This window comes from Nocardioides candidus (assembly GCF_041321175.1).
Lineage (GTDB): Bacteria > Actinomycetota > Actinomycetes > Propionibacteriales > Nocardioidaceae > Nocardioides.
In genome coordinates this window covers 152,638-175,017 of record NZ_JBGGWC010000005.1, presented here as the reverse complement: position 1 = coordinate 175,017, position 22,380 = coordinate 152,638, and the positions used below count along the sequence as shown (strand labels likewise).

The 22,380-nt window shown below is 70.6% G+C and carries 22 protein-coding genes; 13 read left to right on the top strand and 9 right to left on the bottom strand.

Annotated features, from left to right (window positions below; translation table 11 throughout):
* Window positions 1–21 precede the first annotated feature (21 nt).
* Together ACAX67_RS20235 and ACAX67_RS20230 are read right to left on the bottom strand one after the other, a co-directional pair.
* Window positions 22–2,139 carry a molybdopterin-dependent oxidoreductase gene (locus tag ACAX67_RS20235; protein ID WP_370705703.1) on the bottom strand — a complete coding sequence of 706 codons (2,118 nt, stop codon included), beginning with the start codon at window positions 2,137–2,139 and terminating at the stop codon, window positions 22–24.
* A 42-nt stretch (window positions 2,140–2,181) separates the two neighbouring features.
* Complete coding sequence (locus ACAX67_RS20230) at window positions 2,182–2,595, bottom strand: hypothetical protein (RefSeq protein WP_370705702.1); 414 nt, start codon at window positions 2,593–2,595, stop codon at window positions 2,182–2,184.
* 206 nt (window positions 2,596–2,801) lie between these two features.
* Here ACAX67_RS20230 and rpsO point away from each other — a divergent pair, with 206 nt between their 5' ends.
* From rpsO to ACAX67_RS20215, 3 genes are all read left to right on the top strand, one after another.
* On the top strand, window positions 2,802–3,077 hold the full coding sequence (gene rpsO / locus ACAX67_RS20225) for a 30S ribosomal protein S15 (RefSeq protein WP_370705701.1): 276 nt from the start codon (window positions 2,802–2,804) through the stop codon (window positions 3,075–3,077).
* Window positions 3,078–3,227: 150 nt separating this feature from the next.
* On the top strand, window positions 3,228–5,447 hold the full coding sequence (locus ACAX67_RS20220; protein ID WP_370705700.1) for a polyribonucleotide nucleotidyltransferase: 2,220 nt from the start codon (window positions 3,228–3,230) through the stop codon (window positions 5,445–5,447).
* Between the two features lie 18 nt (window positions 5,448–5,465).
* On the top strand, window positions 5,466–6,815 hold the full coding sequence (locus ACAX67_RS20215) for a M16 family metallopeptidase (RefSeq protein ID WP_370705699.1): 1,350 nt from the start codon (window positions 5,466–5,468) through the stop codon (window positions 6,813–6,815).
* 73 nt (window positions 6,816–6,888) lie between these two features.
* On the opposite strand, the gene ACAX67_RS20210 is transcribed toward ACAX67_RS20215, so the two are convergent.
* Window positions 6,889–7,407 (bottom strand): class I SAM-dependent methyltransferase, encoded by a 519-nt coding sequence (locus ACAX67_RS20210; RefSeq protein ID WP_370705698.1) that lies wholly within the window; start codon window positions 7,405–7,407, stop codon window positions 6,889–6,891.
* A 79-nt stretch (window positions 7,408–7,486) separates the two neighbouring features.
* On the opposite strand from ACAX67_RS20210, the gene dapB reads away from it, so the two are divergent.
* The gene (gene dapB / locus ACAX67_RS20205) at window positions 7,487–8,239 is read left to right on the top strand and encodes a 4-hydroxy-tetrahydrodipicolinate reductase (RefSeq protein ID WP_370705697.1); all 753 of its coding nucleotides are present in this window, start codon (window positions 7,487–7,489) and stop codon (window positions 8,237–8,239) included.
* Window positions 8,240–8,437: 198 nt separating this feature from the next.
* Window positions 8,438–10,045: a M4 family metallopeptidase gene (locus ACAX67_RS20200; protein WP_370705696.1), complete on the top strand. Its 1,608-nt coding sequence runs from the start codon at window positions 8,438–8,440 to the stop codon at window positions 10,043–10,045.
* An 84-nt stretch (window positions 10,046–10,129) separates the two neighbouring features.
* Here ACAX67_RS20200 and ACAX67_RS20195 read toward each other — a convergent pair whose 3' ends face one another.
* Window positions 10,130–10,669, bottom strand: a complete 540-nt coding sequence (locus tag ACAX67_RS20195; protein WP_370705695.1) for a GNAT family N-acetyltransferase — start codon at window positions 10,667–10,669, stop codon at window positions 10,130–10,132.
* Window positions 10,670–10,719: 50 nt separating this feature from the next.
* Between ACAX67_RS20195 and ACAX67_RS20190 the strand changes: the two genes are divergently transcribed.
* Window positions 10,720–11,715, top strand: a complete 996-nt coding sequence (locus ACAX67_RS20190) for an aldo/keto reductase family protein (protein WP_370705694.1) — start codon at window positions 10,720–10,722, stop codon at window positions 11,713–11,715.
* 18 nt (window positions 11,716–11,733) lie between these two features.
* Here ACAX67_RS20190 and ACAX67_RS20185 read toward each other — a convergent pair whose 3' ends face one another.
* Window positions 11,734–12,330, bottom strand: coding sequence for a DUF3043 domain-containing protein (locus ACAX67_RS20185; RefSeq protein ID WP_370705693.1), 597 nt, complete (start codon window positions 12,328–12,330; stop codon window positions 11,734–11,736).
* A gap of 29 nt (window positions 12,331–12,359) precedes the next feature.
* Entirely contained in the window at window positions 12,360–13,535 is a 1,176-nt protein-coding gene (gene nadA / locus ACAX67_RS20180; RefSeq protein WP_370705692.1) for a quinolinate synthase NadA, read from the bottom strand.
* Window positions 13,536–13,597: 62 nt separating this feature from the next.
* Here nadA and ACAX67_RS20175 point away from each other — a divergent pair, with 62 nt between their 5' ends.
* The 3 genes from ACAX67_RS20175 (at window position 13,598) to erpA (ending at window position 16,370) form a co-directional block, all read left to right on the top strand.
* Window positions 13,598–14,686 (top strand): glycerate kinase family protein, encoded by a 1,089-nt coding sequence (locus tag ACAX67_RS20175; RefSeq protein WP_370705691.1) that lies wholly within the window; start codon window positions 13,598–13,600, stop codon window positions 14,684–14,686.
* 21 nt (window positions 14,687–14,707) lie between these two features.
* Window positions 14,708–15,820 carry an NAD(P)-dependent alcohol dehydrogenase gene (locus tag ACAX67_RS20170; protein ID WP_370705690.1) on the top strand — a complete coding sequence of 371 codons (1,113 nt, stop codon included), beginning with the start codon at window positions 14,708–14,710 and terminating at the stop codon, window positions 15,818–15,820.
* A 109-nt stretch (window positions 15,821–15,929) separates the two neighbouring features.
* Window positions 15,930–16,370: an iron-sulfur cluster insertion protein ErpA gene (erpA, locus tag ACAX67_RS20165; RefSeq protein ID WP_370705689.1), complete on the top strand. Its 441-nt coding sequence runs from the start codon at window positions 15,930–15,932 to the stop codon at window positions 16,368–16,370.
* Window positions 16,371–16,469: 99 nt separating this feature from the next.
* On the opposite strand, the gene ACAX67_RS20160 is transcribed toward erpA, so the two are convergent.
* The gene (locus tag ACAX67_RS20160; RefSeq protein ID WP_370705688.1) at window positions 16,470–16,682 is read right to left on the bottom strand and encodes a P-loop NTPase family protein; all 213 of its coding nucleotides are present in this window, start codon (window positions 16,680–16,682) and stop codon (window positions 16,470–16,472) included.
* A 121-nt stretch (window positions 16,683–16,803) separates the two neighbouring features.
* Here ACAX67_RS20160 and ACAX67_RS20155 point away from each other — a divergent pair, with 121 nt between their 5' ends.
* Complete coding sequence (locus ACAX67_RS20155) at window positions 16,804–17,736, top strand: carbohydrate kinase family protein (RefSeq protein ID WP_370705839.1); 933 nt, start codon at window positions 16,804–16,806, stop codon at window positions 17,734–17,736.
* A 6-nt stretch (window positions 17,737–17,742) separates the two neighbouring features.
* On the opposite strand, the gene ACAX67_RS20150 is transcribed toward ACAX67_RS20155, so the two are convergent.
* Both ACAX67_RS20150 and ACAX67_RS20145 read right to left on the bottom strand, forming a co-directional pair.
* Window positions 17,743–17,967: a sulfurtransferase TusA family protein gene (locus tag ACAX67_RS20150; RefSeq protein ID WP_370705687.1), complete on the bottom strand. Its 225-nt coding sequence runs from the start codon at window positions 17,965–17,967 to the stop codon at window positions 17,743–17,745.
* The gene (locus ACAX67_RS20145; protein ID WP_370705686.1) at window positions 17,964–19,073 is read right to left on the bottom strand and encodes a cysteine desulfurase family protein; all 1,110 of its coding nucleotides are present in this window, start codon (window positions 19,071–19,073) and stop codon (window positions 17,964–17,966) included. The genes ACAX67_RS20150 and ACAX67_RS20145 overlap by 4 nt, the downstream gene beginning before the upstream one ends.
* Before the next feature lie 104 nt (window positions 19,074–19,177).
* Between ACAX67_RS20145 and ctaC the strand changes: the two genes are divergently transcribed.
* Genes ctaC through ctaF form a run of 3 tightly spaced genes read left to right on the top strand, consistent with a single transcriptional unit; the run spans window position 19,178 to window position 22,274 of the window.
* Entirely contained in the window at window positions 19,178–20,071 is an 894-nt protein-coding gene (gene ctaC / locus ACAX67_RS20140) for an aa3-type cytochrome oxidase subunit II (RefSeq protein ID WP_370705685.1), read from the top strand.
* Window positions 20,068–21,813 (top strand): aa3-type cytochrome oxidase subunit I, encoded by a 1,746-nt coding sequence (gene ctaD / locus ACAX67_RS20135; RefSeq protein ID WP_370705684.1) that lies wholly within the window; start codon window positions 20,068–20,070, stop codon window positions 21,811–21,813. Before ctaC ends, ctaD begins: the two co-directional genes overlap by 4 nt.
* Window positions 21,813–22,274, top strand: coding sequence for a cytochrome c oxidase subunit 4 (gene ctaF, locus ACAX67_RS20130; protein ID WP_370705683.1), 462 nt, complete (start codon window positions 21,813–21,815; stop codon window positions 22,272–22,274). The genes ctaD and ctaF overlap by 1 nt, the downstream gene beginning before the upstream one ends.
* The last annotated feature ends 106 nt before the right edge of the window (window positions 22,275–22,380 follow it).

The following is a 22,380-nucleotide window of genomic DNA, read 5'->3' as shown; positions in this document are numbered from 1 at the left end:
GCGGCCCCCGGCGAGGTCGCGCTACCCGACCGTGACGGGCACGCCGCTCAGCGCGGCGTTGCCGGACACGTCGAGGCGCTCGGGGTCGGTGAGGTCGTTGATCGACACCCCGGACACGCCGTCGGCGACCGCGGTGCGCGTGCCGCTGCGTCCGTGCCCGTAGCCGTGGGGGAGGGACACGACCCCGGGCATCATGTCCTCGCTCGCCTGCACGTCGACCTTCACCGAGCCGACCCGCGAGGTGACGGTGACCAGAGCGCCGTCCACGAGCCCGCGGGCCGCGAGGTCGTCGGGGTGCATGAGGAGCTGGTGGCGCGGTCGGCCCTTCGTGAGCCGCTCGGTGTTGTGCATCCAGGAGTTGCAGTCGCGCTGGTGGCGGCGTCCGATCAGCAGGAGCTCGTCCGCGGGAGGGGCGACCGCCCGCAGCCGCGCCAGGTCGTCGAGCACGAGGGCGGGTGCCAGGTCGAGCGTGTGGTCGCGGGTGCGGAGCCGTCGCGGCAGCTGATCGGGGCGGAGCGGGCCGAGGTCGATGCCCTGCGGGCTCTTGCGCAGCTTGGTGATCGTCACCCCGGAGTCGCCGCGGGCGAGCAGCACCTGCACCAGCCGGGTCGGGCTGATCGACATCCGCGCCCACAGCTTGGCGCGGTCGAGCAGCGAGCCGCGCGATCCCAGCCGCGCGGTCGTGCGCAGCGCGAGCTCGCGGTAGATCTGCCAGTCGTGGCGGGCGTCCTTGTCCTTCGGCAGCACCGCCGGCGTGAACCGCGCGGTGTTCCGCACCGCGAGGGCGTGGAACACCAGGTCGTAGTGGTCGCGCTCGAGCGCCGTCGTCGGGGGCAGGATCACGTCGGCGTGACGGGTCGTCTCGTTGATGTAGATGTCGACCGCCGCCATGAAGTCCAGCCCCGCGAGTGCCTGGTCGAGACGGGCGCCGTCGGGCGTGGAGAGCACCGGGTTGCCCGACAGGGTGAGCATCGCGCGGATCTGGCCGTCGCCCGGCGTCTCGATCTCCTCGCGCAGTGCGGCGACCGGCAGCTCGCTCGACGTCTCGGGCAGCCCGCGCACGCGCGACGCGCGCCGACCGTGCCCCCCGCGGCCGATGAGCCCGGTGCCGACGACGTCGATCGCGGGCGAGGTGAACATCGCGCCGCCCTCGCGGTCGAGGTTGCCGGTCAGCACGTTGAGCAGGTTGATCGCCCACTGGCAGATCGAGCCGAACTCCGCCGTCGACACCCCGATCCGGCCGTAAGCGACCCCACCCCGGGCGCTCGCCAGGTCGCGGGCGATCCGGACGACCTCGTCCGCCGGCACCCCGCTGTGCTGCTCTGCCAGCTCGGGGGTGAAGCCGGCGACCGCCTCCTCGACGGCGGCCAACCCGACGGCGTACGACGGAGCCGTGGCGGTGCCGTCGACGAACAGCTGCCGCACCATCGCCAGCAGCACCCACGGGTCCGAGCCCGGCCGCAGGAAGTGGTGCTCGCTGGCGACCTTGGCGGTCTCGGTGCGGCGCGGGTCGAGGACGACCATGCGGCCGCCGCGGGCCTTCAGCTCGCGCAGCCGGCCCGGGAAGTCCGGCACCGTCATGAGCGAGCCGTTGGAGGCCATCGGGTTGGCGCCGAGGACGAGGAAGTAGGACGTGCGGTCGATGTCGGGGATCGGCAGCAGCAGCTGGTGGCCGAACATCAGGTGCGCCATCAGCTGGTGGGGGAGCTGGTCGACCGAGGTGGCGCTGTAGGTGTTGGGCGTGCGCAGCGCCTTGACCAGGCCGGTGCCGTGGGTCATGGATCCGAGGCTGTGCACGTTGGGGTTGCCGAGGTAGATGCCGAGGGCCGCCCGGCCGTGCTCTCCCACGACCGCCGCGAGCCGGTCGGCCACGAGGTCGAACGCCTCGTCCCACCCGATCTCGGTCCACGTGCCGGTCGCGCGGTCGCGCCGCACCGGACGGCGCAGCCGGTCGGGATCGGCGTGCACGTCGCCGATAGCCACGCCCTTGGGGCAGATGTGGCCCCGCGACAACGGGTCGTCGGGATTGCCCCGCGCGCTGGTGACCCGGCCCCCCTCGACGGTCAGGAGGAGGCCGCACACGGCCTCGCACAGGTTGCACACGCCCAGGTGCTGGTCGACTCCGCGCTGCTCCGCCACCTCGCCATCGTGGCAGTCCTGCCGGTGCCGCACCAGCGGCAGTCAGAGATCCTGGATGCAGCCCACGATGACGCTGTGGTGCTCGGCGGAGATGGCGCCGCCGAGGACGACGGTGTTGCCGACCACCTCCGCGGCCAGGGACGACGAGGACTGGTGCGCCTGTGCCTCCTCCGCGGACTCCAGGACGTGCACCACGATGGTCTCGTCGGAGGTCGTGAGGTCCACCGCCGTCACGCCGCCGGCTGCCTCCGTGAGCTGGCCGGGCAGGCCCTGTGCGGTCGTGCAGTCGAGGATCGCCTGCGCCTGGGCGGCCACCGACTCACCGGGATCCGCGGTGGTCGTCGAGGTGGGGCCGGAGCCCGCGTCCGCGGGCTCGTCGTCGCCGCAGGCGGTGAGGGCGAGCGCCAGGGCACAGCAGGCGGCGAGCGGGGGGAGTCGTCGGAGGAGGGCACGCATGGCGGAGAGGCTACGGTGCCGGCGACGTACGACGGAGTCCTTCTCGGCGCGTCCGTCCGGCTCCGTCGGGGCCACTTCCGCGATTCGGTGTTGCCCGACGCCGCTGCTAGCCTTGACCGGTTGCCGTACGACGGCCGCGGATTCAGAGTGCCCCGGTGGACATGCCCGGGCGCGCCGCGCAACGAACCGGAAGGATCCCCAGAAGCATGGCTATTGGTACCGACGCGGAGACCAAGAAGAAGATCATCGCCGAGTACGCCACCACCGAGGGCGACACCGGTTCCCCCGAGGTGCAGATCGCGCTGCTGAGCCACCGCATCAGCCACCTGACCGAGCACCTCAAGCAGCACAAGCACGACCACCACAGCCGCCGCGGCCTCCTGCTCCTCGTGGGTCAGCGCCGTCGCCTGCTGAACTACCTGAAGAAGACCGAGATCGACCGTTACCGCTCGATCGTCGAGCGCCTGGGTCTGCGTCGCTGATCGCGTCCCTCATGTTGTGTGGAAACGGGTGGTCCCTCGTGGGGCCGCCCTTTCTGCATTTCGCTCACACGTCGCTAGTGTGATCCTCAAGACAACAAGTCCAATGACTGCGGGGCAGCGTGCTCCGCGCCGTACGAATAAGAGAACATCTTGACTGAACCCGTCATCTCCGCCGTAGAGACCGTTATCGACAACGGCAAGTTCGGCACCCGCACCGTCAAGTTCGAGACCGGGCTGCTCGCCCGCCAGGCCGCCGGTTCGGTGACCGCCTACCTCGACGACGACACCATGCTGCTGTCGGCCACCACGGCCGGCAAGCACCCGAAGGACCACTTCGACTTCTTCCCCCTCACGATCGACGTCGAGGAGCGGATGTACGCCGCGGGCCAGATCCCCGGCTCGTTCTTCCGGTCCGAGGGCCGGCCGGGCGAGGACGCGATCCTCACCTGCCGCCTCATCGACCGCCCGCTGCGCCCGACCTTCAAGAAGGGCCTGCGCAACGAGGTCCAGGTCGTCATCACCGTCCTGGCGCTCAACCCCGACGCCCCCTACGACGTGCTCGCGATCAACGCCGCGTCGATGTCGACCCAGCTCTCCGGCCTGCCGTTCTCCGGCCCGGTCGGCGGCGTGCGCGTCGCGCTCATCGAGGGCCAGTGGGTCGCCTTCCCGTCGCACAGCCAGCTCGAGGACGCCGTCTTCGACATGGTCGTCGCGGGTCGGGTCACCGACACCGGTGACGTCGCGATCATGATGGTCGAGGCCGAGGCCACCGAGCAGTCCTGGGCCTTGGTCCAGGGCGGTGTCCAGGCCCCCAGCGAGGAGGTCGTCGCCGGCGGTCTCGACGCGGCCAAGCCCTTCATCAAGCAGCTGGTCGAGGCTCAGGTCGAGCTGGCCAAGGAGGCCGCGAAGCCGGTCCAGGACTTCCCGATCTTCCTCGACTACGAGGACGACGTCTTCGCCGCGGTCGAGTCCGCCGTGAAGACCGACCTCGTCGCCGCGATGAAGATCGCCGACAAGACCGAGCGCAACGATCGCACCGACGAGCTCAAGGACCAGGTCCTGGAGTCGCTCGCCGGTCAGTTCGAGGGTCGCGAGAAGGAGATCGGCGCGGCCTTCCGCTCCGTCAACAAGGCCGTCGTCCGCGAGAGCATCCTGCGCGACCAGGTCCGCATCGACGGTCGCGGCCTGGCCGACATCCGGCCGCTGCACGCCGAGACCGGCGTCCTGCCCCGCGTCCACGGCTCGGCCCTGTTCGAGCGCGGCGAGACCCAGATCCTGGGCGTCACCACGCTGGACATGCTGAAGATGGAGCAGCAGCTCGACACGCTCTCCCCGGAGAAGCACCGTCGCTACATGCACAAGTACGTCTTCCCGCCGTTCTCCACCGGTGAGACCGGCCGGGTCGGCTCGCCGAAGCGTCGCGAGGTCGGCCACGGTGCGCTCGCGCGTCGCGCGCTCCTGCCGGTGCTGCCGTCGCGTGAGGAGTTCCCCTACGCGATCCGTCAGCTGTCGGAGGCCATGGGCTCCAACGGCTCGACCTCCATGGGCTCGGTCTGCGCCTCGACGCTGTCGCTGCTGCAGGCCGGTGTCCCGCTGAAGGCCTCGGTCGCCGGCATCGCGATGGGCCTCATCTCCGGTGAGATCGACGGTGAGACGCAGTACGTCGCGCTGACCGACATCCTCGGCGCCGAGGACGCCTTCGGCGACATGGACTTCAAGGTCGCCGGCACCCGCGAGTTCGTCACGGCCCTCCAGCTCGACACCAAGCTCGACGGCATCCCGGCCGAGGTCCTCGCCAAGGCGCTGACCCAGGCCAAGGACGCCCGGCTGGCGATCCTCGACGTCATGGCCGAGGCCATCGACGAGCCCGAGGAGATGTCGGTCCACGCCCCGCGGATCATCACGATCCGCGTGCCCGTCGACAAGATCGGCGAGGTGATCGGGCCCAAGGGCAAGGTCATCAACCAGATCCAGGACGACACGGGCGCGACGCTGTCCATCGAGGACGACGGCACGGTCTACATCGGCGCGACCAACGGCGAGGCGGCCGAGGCGGCCAAGCAGGCCGTCAACGCGATCGCCAACCCGACGATGCCCGAGATCGGCGAGCGCTACCTCGGCACCGTCGTCAAGACGACCAACTTCGGTGCGTTCGTCTCGCTCATGCCCGGCAAGGACGGCCTGCTGCACATCAGCAAGCTGCGCGGTCTCGCCGGCGGCAAGCGCGTCGAGAACGTCGAGGACGTCGTGGCGGTGGGTCAGAAGATCCAGGTCCAGATCGCCGAGATCGACGACCGCGGCAAGCTGTCGCTCGTCCCCGTCGTGGAGGAGTCGGAGTCCGACGCCGCTGAGGCCGAGGACGCGGAGTGACCCTGAAGTGACGGTCAAGTGACGACGTCCTTCCCGACGGCCGGCCAGCGCGACGCTGGCCGGCCGTCGGCGCTCAGGGCGACGACCCGCACCCTCGAGACGGTCCGGGACACGGGCGGTCTGGTGACCTCGCAGGTACGCCGGACGACGCTGCCGTCCGGACTGCGGGTCATCACCGAGCAGATGGCCGGCGCACGGTCCGCCTCGATCGGCGTCTGGATCGGGGTGGGCTCGCGCGACGAGTCCGCGACCACGCACGGTGCCTCGCACTTCCTCGAGCACCTGCTCTTCAAGGGCACCGACGAGCGCTCTGCGCTCGACATCTCCATCGCGCTCGACGCGGTCGGAGGCGAGTTCAACGCCTTCACCGCGAAGGAGTACACCTGCTTCCACGCCCGGGTCCTCGGCGAGGACATCGGGCTCGCGGTCGACGTGCTCGGTGACATGATCACCGGTTCGCTCCTGGAGCCGCACGACGTCGACGCCGAGCGCGACGTGATCCTCGACGAGATCGCGATGCACGAGGACGACCCCGACGACGTGGTGCAGAACCTGCTCGCCGAGCTGGCGTGGGGCAACGGGCCCCTCGGGCGGCCGATCGCCGGCACGACCGAGTCGATCGAATCGATGTCGCGCGCCCAGATCCAGCGGTTCTACAAGCGCCACTACCGGCCCGACAACATGGTCGTGTCCGTGGCGGGCGCCGTCGACCACGGCGAGGTCGTCAAGGCCGTCCGCAGGCACTTCGGTCGCCACGGCTTCCTCGACGGCACCGCCGAGCCGGTGGCCCCCAGACCGGCGAGCCGACGGCCCCGCATCCGCGCGGGCGAGGGGCGCATCGCCCGCCCGTTCGAGCAGGTCAACGTCGTGCTGGCGGCCGAGGGCGTCACGCGCGACGACGATCGTCGGTTCGCTCTCGGCGTCCTCAACACTGCTCTCGGGGGCGGCACCTCGAGCCGGCTGTTCCAGGAGGTCCGCGAACACCGCGGACTCGCCTACTCGGTCTACTCCTTCGCCAGCCACTACGCCGACTCGGGACTCGTGGGCGTGGCTGTCGGCTGCCTCCCGGGCCGCCTGGAGGAGGTGCTGGAGGTCGTGCGGGTCGAGCTGTCGCGCATCGCCGCCCACGGCATCACGCCCGAGGAGCTCGCCCGCGGCAAGGGCCAGCTCGTGGGCGGCCTCGTCCTCGGCCTCGAGGACAGCGGCTCCCGGATGATGCGCATCGGCAAGGCCGAGCTGGTCTACGGCGACGTCATCGGGATCGACGAGGTGATGGCCCGCATCGACGCCGTCACCCTCGACGACGTCCGCTCCGTCGCCGCCGACGTCTTCGGTCGGCCCGAGCTCCTCGCCGTCGTCGGCCCCTGACCCACTGCCCATCGTCGGGCGCTCTCGACGGGCACGCCTGGTGACCGTCGCAGGCTCCGGGCGGACTCGGCGGTCAGCGGCGCCCGATGATCCCGACGACCGCGGGCTTGTCGCTCGTGGCGATGTAGACGCGGAAGCCACCCTCGGTGAGGGCGGCTGCGCTCTTGGTGATGATCTCGGAGACCTGCTCGGCACGGCTGGTGTCGAAGAACAGGTTGACAGAGCCGCCGGGCAGGACGCGCTCGTGCAGGAGGGCGACCTCGTCCTTGCAGTCGCGCACCCAGAAGAGGTTGACGTCGAAGGCGAAGACCTTGGTCAGCCGCTTGACCGGCACGCGCAGCGTGGCGAGGTCGATCTGGCGCACCGTGAGGCGTCCGGCCTCGATGTGCGCGGCGCAGCGCTTCTTGGTCCGGTCGACGCCTGCCTCCGAGCGGTCGATCGCGAACATCTTGCCGCGGCCCTCGAGCCGCCGGCAGATGAGGTCGGCCGCCTGCCCGGATCCGCACCCGATCTCGAGCACGTGGTCCTGAGGCTGCACGTCGATGAAGTCCACCGCCCACCGCAACCGCGCCGGGATCGTCTGCACCGCCATGCCCCCAGCCTGCCAGAAGCCGCGGTCGAACCGCGGGACCGACGGGGCCCCGAGACGTACGGGCACTAGGTTTGACCTCGTGGAGAGTCAGATCCGGGTCGGTGTGCTGGGCGCCCGCGGCAAGGTCGGCGCCGAGGTGTGCAAGGCGGTGGAGGCCGCGGACGACCTGGAGCTGGTCGCGTCGGTCGACCAGGACGACCCGGTCGACGCCCTCGTCGACGGGGGCGCGCAGGTGGTCGTCGACTTCACCCACCCCGACGTGGTCATGGACAACCTCGAGTTCTGCGTCGACCACGGCATCCACGCGGTCGTGGGCACGACCGGCTTCGACCAGAACCGGCTCGACATCCTCGGCGACTGGCTGGTCCACAGCCCCGGCACCGGCGTGCTGATCGCCCCCAACTTCTCCATCGGCGCGATCCTGATGATGCGCTTCGCGGCCGTGGCCGCGCCGTTCTACGAGTCGGTCGAGGTCGTGGAGCTGCACCATCCCGACAAGGCCGACGCGCCGAGCGGTACGGCCCGGCGTACGGCGGAGCTGATCGCCGCGGCGCGCCGTGAGGTCGGGTCGGGGCCGGTCCCCGACGCGACGTCGACGTCGCTGGACGGGGCGCGCGGCGCCGTCGTCGACGGCATCCACGTGCACGGGTTGCGCGTGCGCGGCCTGGTCGCGCACCAGGAGGTCCTGCTCGGTGGGGTGGGGGAGACCCTGACGATCCGTCACGACTCCCTCGACCGGGTGTCCTTCACGCCCGGTGTGCTGACCGGGGTACGCCAGGTCTCCAGCCACCCCGGCCTGACCGTCGGTCTCGAGCACTTCCTCGACCTGTAGCGACCCTCGCAGCGCCGACCGGTCACCTGCCCGGTTTTTGCAGGTTCGTGAAGATGCACGAACCTGCAGGCGCTCGACGCTGTTGTGTGCCTGATCCTGGTGAGAGCCTTCGCTCGCCCGCCGCGGCTCCCGCGCGGGTCCCCCAGAATCTCGAGGAGCACCACTGTGTTGAACCCTGGGCCACGATCCCGGTCTCGCATGGCGGCGGCCACCGCCGCCACCGCCGCGCTCGCCACGCTCGTCCTCGGCATGCAGCCGGGGGCGTCCAGCGCACCCGCGCACGTCGCCAAGCCGCATGCCGACCGCACCGTTGAGCGCGCGGTCTCCGCGCTGGTGCGTCACCCCGTGCTCGCGCGGGTGACCGCCGGCCAGACGTTCAAGGCGGTCGGCGCCACGATCCGCGACGCCGACGGCAGCACCCACGTGCACCTCCAGCGCTCGATCCACGGCATCCCGGTCCTCGGCGGCGACCTGGTCGTCCACCAGTCGGCCGGCGCGGAGTGGAGGGGCGTGAGCCAGACGCTCCGCGCGCCGATCCACGTGTCGCTGCGCCCGCAGGTCAGCGAGTCACGCGCCGACCGGGCGGTCACGCGCACCGACAAGGTCACCCGCAAGATCCGCAAGCTGCGGGTCGAGGACGGCCGCCTCGTCATCGACGCCCTCGCCGGCAAGCCGCGGCTGGCCTGGGAGATCACCAGCGGTGGTCGCTACAAGGACGGCACTCCGAGCCGGCTGCGCACCTACGTCGACGCCCGCACCGGCAAGGTGATCCGCCGCGAGGAGGGCATCGAGACCGTCGACGGCGACGGCAACTCGCTCTACAGCGGCCAGGTCGACCTGCAGATGACGCAGTCGGGGTCGTCGTACCTCCTCAAGGACCCGACGCGCGGCGGCACCTACACGACCGACTTCGCCAACAAGACCGACGGCCTGCTCTGCCAGCTCTTCGGCTCGGGCTGCAAGACCGGCACCACCTACAGCAGCACCGACACGGTCTTCGGCACCGGCTCCAACAGCAACCGGGAGTCCGCGGCTGTCGACGCGCAGTACGGCACCAACATGACCTGGGACTACTACCAGCAGGTGCACGGCCGCAACGGCATCTTCGGCACCGGTGCGGGCTCCTACAACCGGGTCCACTACGGCAACAAGTACGTCAACGCGTTCTGGGACGGCACCAAGATGACGTACGGCGACGGCGACGGCACCACCTACGGCCCGCTGGTCTCGCTCGACGTCGCCGGTCACGAGATGTCGCACGGCGTCACCGAGAACACCGCCGGCCTGACCTACTCGGGGGAGTCCGGCGGGCTCAACGAGTCGACGTCCGACATCTTCGGCACGATGGTGGAGTTCTTCGCCAACAACGCCAACGACCCCGGTGACTACTACATCGGCGAGCAGTTCGACCTCGCGTCGCACAGCGGCTTCCGCCGGATGGACGACCCGGCCCTCGACGGCAGCTCGGCGTCCTGCTGGACCACCGGCACGAAGAACCTGGACGTGCACTACTCCTCGGGGGTCGGCAACCACTTCTTCTACCTGCTCGCCGAGGGGTCGGGCGCGAAGGTGATCGGCGGCAAGCAGCACAACTCGCCGACCTGCAACGGCTCGACGATCACCGGCATCGGCCGGACCGACGCGCAGAACATCTGGTACCGGGCGCTCACCGTCTACATGACGTCCGGCACCACCTACGCCGGAGCCCGGACCGCCACCCTCAACGCCGCGCGGGACCTCTTCGGCGCGACCAGCAACCAGTACAACACGGTGGCCGCCGCGTGGAGTGCGGTGAACGTCAGCTGATCGACGTCTGACCTCCGTTCGCAACGACCTCCGGCCCCTGGGCCGGGGGTCGTTGCGGCACTGCGTGGCGTCAGGAGCGGTGCTTCAGGGGAGCGACGTGTGGAGCCGCACCTGCTTGACCGCCCCGGCACCCTTCTCGTCGGCGAGCTCGCGGCTCGCCCCGTCCGGCGCCCAGCCGGCTCCCTCCAGGAAGGCGCGGCCGGCGTCGTCGGTGCTGTCGATCCAGCACACGACCCGGGTGAACCCGTCGGCCCGCAAGGTGTCGGCGCCGGCCTGGAGCAACCGTGAGCCGTGACCCTTCCGGAGCTCAGCCGGGTCGACGGTGAACTCGGCGAGCTCGCCGTCCACGGCCGGGTCGGCATCGGGGTCCGTCGCCGGACCGGTGAGCGCGAAACCGACGATCCGGACCCGGTCGAGCGCGACGAGCGCGCGGTAGCGGGCCTCCGGGGGCCGGGTGAGGTACTGCTCCCACGCGGCGAGCCGTCGCGAGTCGTCGGCGTCGCTGCCGGCAATCAGGGCGGCGAGGTCGCCGTACCGCTGCTCCCAGGCCCGCAGCTGGACGGCGGCGATCCCGGCGGCGTCCTGCACCCAGGCGACCCGGACGGAGACGTCGGCGGTGGTCATGGCGTCACTATCCCAAGAGCCGCGCTTCGGGCCCTCGCTAGGGTCGGACCATGGAGATCCGCAACCTCGGCGCGAGTGGCCTGAAGATCTCGGCCATCGCCTACGGCAACTGGCTCACCCACGGCTCGCAGGTCGAGGAGGACGCCGCGCTCGCGTGCGTGCGCCAGGCGCTCGACGACGGCATCACCACGTTCGACACCGCCGACGTCTACGCCAACACCGCGGCCGAGAGCGTGCTCGGCAAGGCGCTCGCGGGGGAGCGACGGGAGGGGCTGGAGATCTTCACGAAGGTGTTCTGGCCGACCGGTCCCGGAGCCCACAACGACAAGGGCCTCGGACGCAAGCACATCATGGAGTCGATCGACGGCTCGCTGCGCCGACTCGGCACCGACTACGTCGACCTCTACCAGGCGCACCGCTACGACCACGGCACGCCGCTGGAGGAGACGATGGTGGCGTTCGCCGACGTCGTCCGCGCGGGCAAGGCCCTCTACATCGGGGTCTCGGAGTGGCGGGCGGAGGAGATCCGCGCCGCCCACGAGCTCGCCAAGGAGCTGCGAGTGCCGCTGGTGTCCAACCAGCCGCAGTACTCCATGCTCTGGCGGGTGATCGAGGCCGAGGTCGTGCCGACCTGCCGCGAGCTCGGGATGGGCCAGATCGTCTGGTCGCCGATCGCCCAGGGCGTGCTCTCGGGCAAGTACCTCCCCGGTCAGGCGCCGCCCGCCGGCTCCCGCGCGACGGACGAGAAGGGCGGCGCGAACATGATCTCGCGCTGGCTGCAGGACGACGTGCTCGAGCGCGTGCAGCGGCTGCGTCCGATCGCCGAGGAGGCCGGGCTGAGCATGGCGCAGCTCGCGGTCGCGTGGGTGCTGCAGAACGACAACGTCTCCGCCGCGATCATCGGCGCCAGCCGCCCGGAGCAGGTCACCGAGAACGTGAAGGCCGCCGACGTACGCCTGGAGGAGTCCGCCCTCCAGGCGATCGACGAGATCGTCGCGCCGGTCGTGGCAACCGACCCCGAGCTCACCCAGTCGCCGCGGCTGTAGCCGCGCGGCGGGCGGGGATCAGCGGTAGGTCTCGGGGAGCTCCTGGCCGATCTTGACCTGGGCCTTGGGCATCCGCATGAACTTCATCTGCATGGAGCGCGAGATGGCGTACCAGGTCGTGCCCTTCACCGACTCCTGCGGGAACCGCCGGGCGAGCTCCTTGCGGACCCGGCGGCGCAGCAGCACCGCGTCGACGGCGACGAAGACCAGGGTCACGATCGTGACGAGGAATCCGGCGCTCGCCATCGCACCGTTGCCGGAGTAGCCCAGCAGCATGCAGACGACCAGCAGCGGGATCAGCAGCTCGATGATCGTGAAGCGGCTGTCGACGAAGTCGCGGATGAACCGGCGCACCGGCCCCTTGTCGCGCGGCAGCAGGTAGCGCTCGTCACCGGCCTTCATGCCCTCGCGGATCTTGCGGCTGTTCTCGCCCTTGAACTCCCGCTCACGGGCGGCGCGCTCCTTGCGGGTGCGCGGGCCCCGCGCCTTGGCGCGGGCGGCCGCCTCGGCCTCCTTGCGCTTGGGCGTGGGACGGCCCTTGCCGCCCTCCTTGACGGGGGTGGCGTCGGTCTCGACCGGGTCGGTCTCGGACTTGGTACGGCGGAACGGGCTCATTGCTCTCGAATCGGGCTCAGGGGCGGCGGTCAGTCGCGGTGGCTCTTGCCGGGCAGGTCGAGCATGCGCTGGAGCGCGACGAGCGCCTCCTGCTCGGTCTGCGGGTCGACCTCGATGCGGTTGACGACGACGCCGTCGGCCAGCGACTCCAGCGCCCACACCAGGTGGGGGAGGTCGATCCGGTTCATCGTCGAGCAGTAGCAGACGTTGCGGTCGAGGAACACGATGTTCTTGTCGGGGTGGGCCTTGGCGAGGCGCTGCACCAGGTTGAGCTCGGTGCCGATCGCCCAGCTGGAGCCGGCCGGCGCGGCCTCGATCGTCTTGATGATGTATTCGGTGGAGCCGACGAAGTCGGCCTTCAGGACGACCTCGTGCTGGCACTCGGGGTGCACGATCACGTTGAGGTCGGGGATCTTGGCGCGCAGGTCGTCGATGACGTCGGGGGAGAAGCGGCCGTGCACCGAGCAGTGGCCCTTCCAGAGGATCATCCTGGCGTCGCGCAGCTCCTCGGGGCTCAGCCCGCCGCCGGCCTTGTGGGGGTTCCACACGACGCAGTCGTCGAGGCCGAGGCCGAGCTCCAGCACGGCCGTGTTGCGGCCGAGGTGCTGGTCGGGCAGGAAGAGCACCTTCGTGTCGGGCCCCTTCTGGGCGAAGGCCCAGTCGAGGGCAACCTCGGCGTTGGACGAGGTGCAGACCACGCCGCCGTTGCGGCCGCAGAACGCCTTGATCGCGGCGCTGGAGTTCATGTAGGTGACCGGGACGACATGGTCCTGCACGCCCGCCTCGGCGAGCGCCTCCCAGGCCTTCTCGACCTGGGCGATCCGCGCCATGTCGGCCATGGAGCAGCCGGCGGCGAGGTCGGGCAGCACGACCTGCTGCTTCGGGCCGGTGAGGATGTCGGCCGACTCGGCCATGAAGTGCACGCCGCAGAAGACGATGTACTCGGCGTCCGGCCGGGCCGCCGCGTCGCGGGCGAGCTTGAAGGAGTCGCCGGTCACGTCGGCGAACTGGATGACCTCGTCGCGCTGGTAGTGGTGCCCGAGCACGAACACCTTCTCGCCCAGCGCCTCCTTGGCGGCCCGCGCCCGAGCCACGAGGTCCGGGTCGGAGGCCGAGGGCAGGTCGCCCGGGCACTCGACGCCCCGCTCCGAGAGCGGGTCGGTGCCACGGCCGAGCGGCAGCAGCGGAAGGTCGACGGTCGTCATGACCGAATCCTATTCCGCGCCCGCCCAGGCGCGGATTCGCGGTAGCCGCGATGATGGACCGCATGCGCATCCTCGTGGCTCCGGACAAGTTCGCCGGGACCCTGAGCGCGGTCGAGGCCGCCGAGGCGATCGCGGCGGGGTGGCAGCGGCAGGCGCCCGGCGACGAGCTGGACCTGGCCCCGATGTCCGACGGCGGCCCGGGCTTCGTCGACGTGCTGCACGCCACCCTCGGCGGTGAGCTCCTCGTCGAGACGGTCGCCGGGCCCTTCGGCGAGGCGGTGCCCTCGACGGTGCTTCTGGTGGGGGAGACGGCGTACGTCGAGAGCGCCCAGGCCTGCGGCGTGCACCTGACGGGGGCCGAGCGGGCGGAGCACGCGGCCACGACCGGGGTGGGACAGCTCCTCTCGGCCGCGATCGACGCCGGAGCCCGCACGGTCGTCGTCGGGCTGGGCGGGAGCGGCACCAACGACGCGGGGGCCGGGCTCCTCGGGGCGCTGGGTGCCGTTGCCGACGTACCCCTCGATCGCGGCGCGTTCGGGTTCAACGGGATCCGGCACCTCGAGCTCGATGCCGCTCGCGAGCGCCTCGCCGACGTCCGGTTGGTCGCCGCGACCGACGTCGACAGCCCGCTCACCGGCCTGTTCGGCGCCACGAAGACCTTCGGCCCGCAGAAGGGGATCACCGAGGAGCGGATGCCGCTCGTCGACGGGCTGCTCGAGGGCTTCGCGGCGGTGGCCGACTTCCGGACCTCCCTGGAGAAGGGCGCGGGCGCCGCGGGTGGCCTGGGCTACGCACTGCTCCTGCTCGGCGCCGAACGCGCGGCCGGCATCGACCTGGTCGCCGAGGCGGTCGGCCTCCCCGAGCGCGCGGGCCGCGCCGACGTCGTGATCACGGGCGAGGGCGCGTTCGACTTCAGCAGCCGTGCGGGGAAGGTGCCGGCCGGGGTGGCCGCGGTCGCCGCCGCCGCGCTACGTCCGTGCGTGGTGCTGGCCGGTCAGGTGCTGGTCGGTTCGCGCGAGATGCGGGCGCTCGGGATGGACGCCGCCTACTCGCTCGTCGACCTCGTGGGGGAGGAGGAGGCCCTCGCCGACGCCGAGGGCGCCCTGGCGCTCCTGGCCCAGCGCGTGGCCCGGACCTGGTCCGCGCAGTAGAACGTGTTCTAGATTCTGCACATGCAGACCACCGTCCTCCTCGCGGCCGCGCCCTTCGCCGACGGCGAGCCCGCCTTCACCTTCGCCGACGTCGAGATCGACGACCCCCGTGATGACGAGGTGCTGGTGCGCGTCGTCGCCACGGGCCTGTGCCACACCGACCTGCACGTGCCGACGATGCTGCCGGCTGAGATGTTCCCCACGGTGATGGGCCACGAGGGCACCGGGATCGTGGAGGCGGTCGGCGCGGAGGTCGAGGGGATCGAGGTGGGCGACCACGTCGTGATGAGCTTCCGGCACTGCGGCTCCTGCGGTCCGTGCGCGGACGGCGACGTCGGCTACTGCGAGCAGCACATCCTGCTCAACTACATGGGCATGCGGATGGACGGGTCGACCACCTTGCGGCAGGGCGACCGCACCGTCTTCGGCAGCTTCTTCGGCCAGTCGAGCTTCGCCCGCCACGTCCTGGCGTACGCCGACAACTGCGTCGTCGTGCCGAAGGACCTCGACCTCGCCCTGCTCGCGCCCTACGGGTGCGGCTTCCAGACCGGCGCCGGCACCGTGCTCAACGTGCTGCGGCCCGCCCCGGAGGAGAGCCTGGTCGTCTTCGGCGCCGGCGCGGTGGGGCTGGCAGCGGTCGCCGCCGCCCGGGGCGCGGGGGTCGCGACGGTCATCGCGGTCGACCCGCTCGCCGAACGGCGTCGCCTCGCCGAGGGGTACGGCGCCGTGGCGCTCGATCCCGCCGAGGGCGACGGCGTCGCACCCGTCCCGGACCGGGTGAAGGAGCTCACGAACGGCGGGGCGTCGTACGCCATCGACACCACGGCGATCGGCGCCGTCGTGCAGCAGGCGCAGCACGCGCTGCGGACCCGCGGCACGCTGGTCGCGCTCGGACTGGGTGCCCCGGAGTACCCGATCGACGCGATCGACCTCCTGCAGTCGGGCAAGGTGGTGCGCTCCTCGATCGAGGGCGACTCCGACCCGCGGGTGATGATCCCCGAGCTGATCCGGCGGCGGGCCGAGGGCACCTTCGCGGTCGACGGGCTCGTCACGCCGTACGCCTTCGAGCGGTTCGGCGACGCCATCGCCGACGCCAGCTCCGGCAAGGTGGTCAAGGCGGTCCTCACCTGGTGACACCGCGGACCTCGTGGCCGCGACGACGTGGGGAATAACCGCCGGTGTGCGACCATTGGACCTGTCGAGCACTGATTCGACAGCCACCCGAGACTTACCTGGAGAGAGCATGAGTGACGCGTGCGGATGCGGCGGACACGGCCACAGCCACGGTGCCGAGACGGCAGCTGCTGCGAGCGCTGGCACGACCACGGTCGCCGCGCCGGTCATCACCGAGCGGCGTGAGGACCAGATCAACCTGAGCGACCTGGCGGCCGCCAAGGTCAAGAGCCTCCTCGAGCAGGAGGGTCGCGACGACCTGTCGCTCCGGATCTCGGTGCAGCCGGGCGGCTGCAGCGGCCTGCGCTACCAGCTGTTCTTCGACGAGCGGACCCTCGACGGCGACGTCGTGACCGACTTCGACGGCGTGTCCGTCGTGGTCGACCGGATGAGCGTCCCCTACCTCAACGGTGCCGTGATCGACTTCGTGGACTCGATCGAGAAGCAGGGCTTCACGATCGACAACCCCAACGCGACGGGCAGCTGCGCCTGCGGCGACAGCTTCCACTGAGGTCTCGAGGCGCTCGCACGACGACCGCCTCGACCACCGACGACAAGAACGCCCCCGCCGATCGGCGGGGGCGTTCTGCGTCCTCGGACCCGGTCGGTCTCAGTCGAGGTGCAGGTGCAGCGCGTTGGCGAGGCGCTGGGCGGCCTCGGAGATCCGGATGTCCTTCTTGGGGACCTCGCGGGGGAACTCGTCGAAGTGGATGCTCGGCGGCGCCTCGGTCACCTTGCGGGCGGCCTCCGCCAGACGGCTGTTGATCTGCTCGCAGCCGGCGCGGAGCTGGGCAGGAGACTCGAACTCCTCGTAGGCGGTCATGCCTTCGACGGTAGGGGCTACTCGCGCGTAGCCACAGCGGTACCGGCCGGTAGTCTTCCGTGTCGTGACTCACGCCAGCGGCTCCCTCCTCATCGCGGCCTCGATCGCGACCGACCACCTCATGACGTTCGAGGGGAAGTTCTCCGACTCCCTCGTGGTCGAGCAGCTCGACAAGCTCTCCGTCAGCTTCCTGGTCAACGACCTCGAGGTGCGGCGCGGCGGGTGCGCCGGCAACATCTCCTTCGGTCTCGGCGTGCTCGGCCTCAACCCGGTGCTCGTCGGCGCGGTGGGCGAGGACTTCGCCGAGTACCAGGCGTGGCTCGAGCGCCACGGGGTCAACTGCGACCACATCCACGTGTCGCTGACCCGCCACACCGCCCGCTTCGTGTGCACCAACGACGAGACGATGGCGCAGATCGCGTCGTTCTACCCGGGCGCGATGAGCGAGTCGCGCGAGATCGAGCTCAAGCCGATCGTCGACGCGGTGGGCGACCCGTCCTACGTCCTCATCGGCCCCGACGACCCGGAGGGCATGCTCCGGCACACCGAGGAGTGCCGCCAGCGCGGCTACAAGTTCGTCGCCGACCCCTCGCAGCAGCTCGCGTTCGGTGACGGCGACCTGATCCGCGAGCTCATCGACGGCGCCGACATCCTCATCACCAACGAGTACGAGTCCCACGTCATCGAGAAGAAGACCGGCTGGACCAGCGACGACGTGCAGCAGCGCGTGCGGCTGCAGGTCACCACGCTCGGCGCCGACGGCGTGCGGATCGAGGGCACCGAGCAGGAGCTGATCGAGGTCCCCGCGTGCAAGGACGTCACCCCGGTCGAGCCGACCGGCGTCGGCGACGCCTTCCGGGCCGGCTTCCTCGCCGCGCTCGGCTGGGACCTCACGCTCGAGCGTGCGGCCCAGGTGGGCTGCGTCCTCGCCGCGTACGTCGTCGAGACCGTCGGACCGCAGGAGTACTCCTTCACGCCCGCCGAGTTCCTGGACCGGCTGCGTGGCTCCTACGGCGACGAGGCGGCCGACGAGGTCGCCCAGCACGTCAAGTGACGCTCCTCAGCTGAGGCGACGGACCACGTAGCGGGGGAGCCCGTCCGCGGCGGACTCCTCGCCGACGTACTCCTGGCCGCGCATGCGGCACCAGGCGGCGACGTCGTGGCGCGCCGCCGGGTCGTCGGCGACGACCGACAGCTCCTCGCCGATCGCGACGCTCGGCAGCGCCTTGGCCAGCTCGATCACGGGTCGCGGGCACGGCAGGCCGCGGCAGTCGAGCTCGATCACAGCCCGACCCCCGCCCGGATCTCCGCGACCACCTCGGTCAGTGCGGTGCAGAACTCCGCGACCTCCTCGTCGGTGGTGTCGCGACGCAGCGAGACCCGCACGTTGCCGTGGGTGAGCGCGCCCATCGCCGCGAGCACGTGGCTCGGCTCGAGGCTGGAGGAGGTGCAGGCGGAGCCGCTGGCCACGGCGAAGCCGCGCCGGTCGAGGGCGGAGACCAGCTCGTCGCCGCTGATGTAGAGGCAGGAGAACGTCACCAGGTGGGGCAGCCGATCGACTGGGTCGCCGACCACCTCGGTGTCGGGGAGGGCGGACGCGGCCGCCCGGATCCTGTCGACCTGCTGGCGCTGGCGGACCGCGGTCGCGTCGCGCTCGGCGAGGACCGCCTGCAGCGCGGCGGCGGCCGCCAACGCCGCCGGCACGGACTCCCCGAGCTGCTCCAGCCCGTCGTCGCCGGGGAACGGCGTGGTCCACCGCGCCGACCGTCGTACGGCGAGCACCCCCACCCCGCTCGGACCGCCCCACTTGTGCGCGGAGGCCGAGAGCGCCGACCAGCGCTGCGGCAGGGCCACGCGGCCGACCGCCGCGGCCGCGTCGACGAACAGCGGCACGCCGTCGGGCAGGTCCAGCTCGTCGACCGGCTGGAGCGTGCCGACCTCCTGGTTGGCGGCCTGGAGCGCCACCGCGGCGACGCCCGGCCGGCGCGCGGCCGCGGCCATGGCGTCGGCGTCGACCCGGGCGTCGGCGTCGACCGGGACCGCCACGTGGGCGGGGGAGTCGTGCCAGGCAGCGGCGTGCAGGACCGCGGAGTGCTCGACGGCGCTGTGCACGATGCCGTCCGCGGAACGAGCGGCGACCAGGCCGAGCAGCCCGCGGTGGACGGCGTCGGTGCCGGAGGCCGTGAACCCGATCTCGTCCGGGTGGACCCCGAGCGCCTCGGCCACCACGGCGCGCGCGTTGTCGAGCAGGGCCCGCGCGTCCCGGCCCGCCCGGTGGAGTCTTCGTGGGTCGCCCCAACCCCGGTCGAGGGCGGCGAGCAGGGTGTCGCGCGCCGCAGGGTGCAGCGGCTCGGCCGACGCCGTGTCGAGGTAGCCACGGGTGGTGCTCACAGCGTTCAATCTAGTGCGCGCCACGTTTCAGACCCGGGGCGATATCGGTGATCCGGGTCCGCTAGTCTTCGAGGAGTTGTGACCCTCGAGAGGAAGGCTCGTTCGTGGGCTTGTGGCACCCCGAGCGCTCGGGTTCTCCCACCCGGCGCCTGCGCCGTCCGGCCGTGCTGGCCGGCTTCGTCGTACTCGCGTCGGGTCTGAGCGGCTGCTCCGACGAGACCCAGGCGGGTCGCTTCGGCATGCCGGAGATCGTCACCAAACAGGGCGAGGACAACTTGCACCTGTGGCAGGGAGCGTGGATCGCCGCGCTGGCCACCGGCGTGGTCACCTGGGCCCTGATCCTCGGCGCGGCCTGGTACTTCCGGCGCCGCAGCGACGACGAGGTCCCGGTGCAGACCCGCTACAACCTGCCGGTCGAGATCTTCTACACGATCTTCCCGATCATCATGGTCATCGTGTTCTTCTCGCACACCGTGCGGGTGCAGAACACGCTCCTGGAGATCGACCCCCACCCGGACGTCAAGATCCAGGTCGTGGGCCAGAAGTGGCAGTGGACCTTCAACTACCCCGACTCGGTGAACACCCCCGAGGGCACCAACGTGTTCGTCGCCGGCACCGGTGAGGACATCCCGACGCTGGTCCTGCCGGTCGACAGCACGGTCGAGTTCGACCTCTACAGCCCCGACGTCATCCACGACTTCGGTGTGCCGGCGTTCGCGATGCGGATGGACGTCGTGCCCGGCCGGAGCAACCGCTTCCAGGTCACGACCACGCAGACCGGCGAGTACGCCGGCAAGTGCTACGAGCTCTGCGGGGCCTACCACTCGCGCATGCTGTTCAACGTCAAGGTCGTCTCGCAGGAGGACTACCAGTCCTACCTGACGGACCTCTCACAGGATCCTGACCACGTGAGCAAGGAGCCGATCGTGGGTGGCGCGTACGCCTACACGCCGGTCCTCGACGACCTCAACAACAACGGAGACGGAGACGAGGAATGACCACGGTCGCTCGTTCCGCTGACTTCCCGGAGCGCAAGCAGCTCGGTCGTCAGCTGGTCAGGGTCATGACCACGACCGATCACAAGGTGATCGGCAACCTGTACTTCGTCACGGCGCTCCTGTGGTTCCTGGCCGGCGGCATCATGGCGCTGATCATGCGCTCCGAGCTGGCCTACCCGGGCAGCCAGGTCGTCAACGAGGAGCAGTTCAACCAGCTCTTCACGATGCACGGCACGATCATGCTGCTGCTCTTCGCGACGCCGCTGTTCTTCGCCTTCGGCAACGCGATCATGCCGCTGCAGATCGGTGCGCCCGACGTCGCGTTCCCGCGGCTCAACATGTTCAGCTACTGGCTCTACCTGTTCGGCGGCCTCACCGCCGCGGCCGGCTTCCTCACCCCGCAGGGTGCCGCCTCGTTCGGCTGGTTCGCCTACACGCCGCTGTCCGACTCGGTGAACAGCCCCGGCGTCGGCGGCGACCTGTGGATCATGGGTCTGTGGATGGCCGGTCTCGGCACCATCCTGGGCGCGGTCAACTTCATCACCACGATCATCTGCATGCGCGCCCCCGGCATGACCATGTTCCGGATGCCGATCTTCACCTGGAACGTGCTCATCACGGCGCTGCTGGTGCTGATCGCGTTCCCGGTGCTCGCCGGCGCGCTGCTCTCGCTCGAGGCCGACCGCCAGATCGGCGCCCACGTGTTCGACCCGTCGCACGGCGGACCGATCCTGTGGCAGCACCTGTTCTGGTTCTTCGGTCACCCCGAGGTGTACATCATCGCGCTGCCGTTCTTCGGCATCATCACCGAGATCCTGCCGGTGTTCAGCCGCAAGCCGATCTTCGGCTACATCGGCCTCGTCGGCGCGACGATGGGCATCGCGATCCTCTCGGTCGCGGTGTGGGCGCACCACATGTTCGTCACCGGCGCGGTGAACCTGCCGTTCTTCTCCGGCATGACCTTCCTCATCGCGGTGCCGACAGGCGTGAAGTTCTTCAACTGGATCGGCACGATGTGGGGCGGGTCCGTGCGCATGGACACACCCATGCTGTGGTCGGTCGGGTTCCTGACGACCTTCCTGTTCGGTGGGCTCACCGGCATCATCCTGGCCAGCCCCCCGCTGGACTTCCACGTGTCCGACTCCTACTTCGTGGTGGCGCACTTCCACTACGTCGTCTTCGGCACGGTCGTGTTCGCGATGTTCGCCGGCTTCTACTTCTGGTGGCCCAAGCTCACCGGGCGGATGCTCGACGAGCGCCTCGGCAAGATCCACTTCTGGCTGCTGTTCATCGGCTTCCACACCACCTTCCTCGTCCAGCACTGGCTGGGCATCGAGGGCATGCCGCGGCGCTACGCCGACTACCTCCCGGGCGACGGCTTCACCACCCTCAACCAGGTGTCGACCATCGGCGCGTTCATCCTGGCCTCGTCGATGCTGCCGTTCTTCTACAACGTGTGGATCACCCGCAACGCCCCGCTCGTCGAGGTCGACGACCCGTGGGGCTGGGGCCGGTCGCTGGAGTGGGCCACGAGCTGCCCGCCGCCGCGTCACAACTTCCACTCGCTGCCGCGGATCCGCTCGGAGTCGCCCGCCTTCGACCTGCACCACCCGGAGATCGCGGCCATCGAGCTCGACGCAAACCCCGCAGCGGCGCGCGGTGAGTTCGCCGACGCCCCGGACATGGAGGGCCGCGCCGAGCACGTCGCGCAGCAGGCCTCCCAGAAGGAGGATGAGATCTGATGAAGGTCGAAGCCTGGCTCTTCGGCATCACCACCGTCTTCCTCGTGCTGGTGACCCCCGCCTACTGGTTCATCACCGACGCGGCCAACGACTGCCACGGTGGATCGCTCATCGACACCGGCGGCACCTCCGGCAGCTGCGCCGACTGGACCGGTACGTCGGCCTTGGTCATGACCACGCTGCTGACCGCCATGGTCACGCTCTACCTCGGCTTCCACGCGCGTCGGATGGACGCGCGTCCCGAGGACCGCACCGACGGTGAGATCGCCGACGGTGCGGGCGAGCTCGGGTTCTTCCCGCCGTACTCCTGGTGGCCGTTCTGGTGCGCCTGCGCCCTCGGTGTGATCGTCCTCGCGCTCGCGGTGACCCAGTGGTGGATGTTGGTCCTCGGCGCCGCGCTGGGCATCCTGGCCCTCTCCGGGCTGGTCTTCGAGTACTACCGCGGCGAGCACGCCCACTGACGTCGCCCGGTTCGCCTGTGGCCCCTTCGGTTGTCACCGCGACGCGTGATGTTGGCAACGTGCCGGATTGCGTTTTCCGCTGGGGCATCGGGTTACCCTCGTAGGG

Coding starts and splice junctions, on each gene's coding strand:
- ACAX67_RS20230 (WP_370705702.1), bottom strand. CDS start 2,595: ATGCGTGCCCTCCTCCGACGACTCCCCCCGCTCGCCGCCTGCTGTGCC.
- rpsO (WP_370705701.1), top strand. CDS start 2,802: ATGGCTATTGGTACCGACGCGGAGACCAAGAAGAAGATCATCGCCGAG.
- ACAX67_RS20210 (WP_370705698.1), bottom strand. CDS start 7,407: ATGGCGGTGCAGACGATCCCGGCGCGGTTGCGGTGGGCGGTGGACTTC.
- ACAX67_RS20200 (WP_370705696.1), top strand. CDS start 8,438: ATGGCGGCGGCCACCGCCGCCACCGCCGCGCTCGCCACGCTCGTCCTC.
- ACAX67_RS20195 (WP_370705695.1), bottom strand. CDS start 10,669: ATGACCACCGCCGACGTCTCCGTCCGGGTCGCCTGGGTGCAGGACGCC.
- ACAX67_RS20190 (WP_370705694.1), top strand. CDS start 10,720: ATGGAGATCCGCAACCTCGGCGCGAGTGGCCTGAAGATCTCGGCCATC.
- ACAX67_RS20185 (WP_370705693.1), bottom strand. CDS start 12,330: ATGAGCCCGTTCCGCCGTACCAAGTCCGAGACCGACCCGGTCGAGACC.
- nadA (WP_370705692.1), bottom strand. CDS start 13,535: ATGACGACCGTCGACCTTCCGCTGCTGCCGCTCGGCCGTGGCACCGAC.
- ACAX67_RS20175 (WP_370705691.1), top strand. CDS start 13,598: ATGCGCATCCTCGTGGCTCCGGACAAGTTCGCCGGGACCCTGAGCGCG.
- ACAX67_RS20170 (WP_370705690.1), top strand. CDS start 14,708: ATGCAGACCACCGTCCTCCTCGCGGCCGCGCCCTTCGCCGACGGCGAG.
- erpA (WP_370705689.1), top strand. CDS start 15,930: ATGAGTGACGCGTGCGGATGCGGCGGACACGGCCACAGCCACGGTGCC.
- ACAX67_RS20160 (WP_370705688.1), bottom strand. CDS start 16,682: ATGACCGCCTACGAGGAGTTCGAGTCTCCTGCCCAGCTCCGCGCCGGC.
- ACAX67_RS20155 (WP_370705839.1), top strand. CDS start 16,804: ATGACGTTCGAGGGGAAGTTCTCCGACTCCCTCGTGGTCGAGCAGCTC.
- ctaD (WP_370705684.1), top strand. CDS start 20,068: ATGACCACGGTCGCTCGTTCCGCTGACTTCCCGGAGCGCAAGCAGCTC.
- ctaF (WP_370705683.1), top strand. CDS start 21,813: ATGAAGGTCGAAGCCTGGCTCTTCGGCATCACCACCGTCTTCCTCGTG.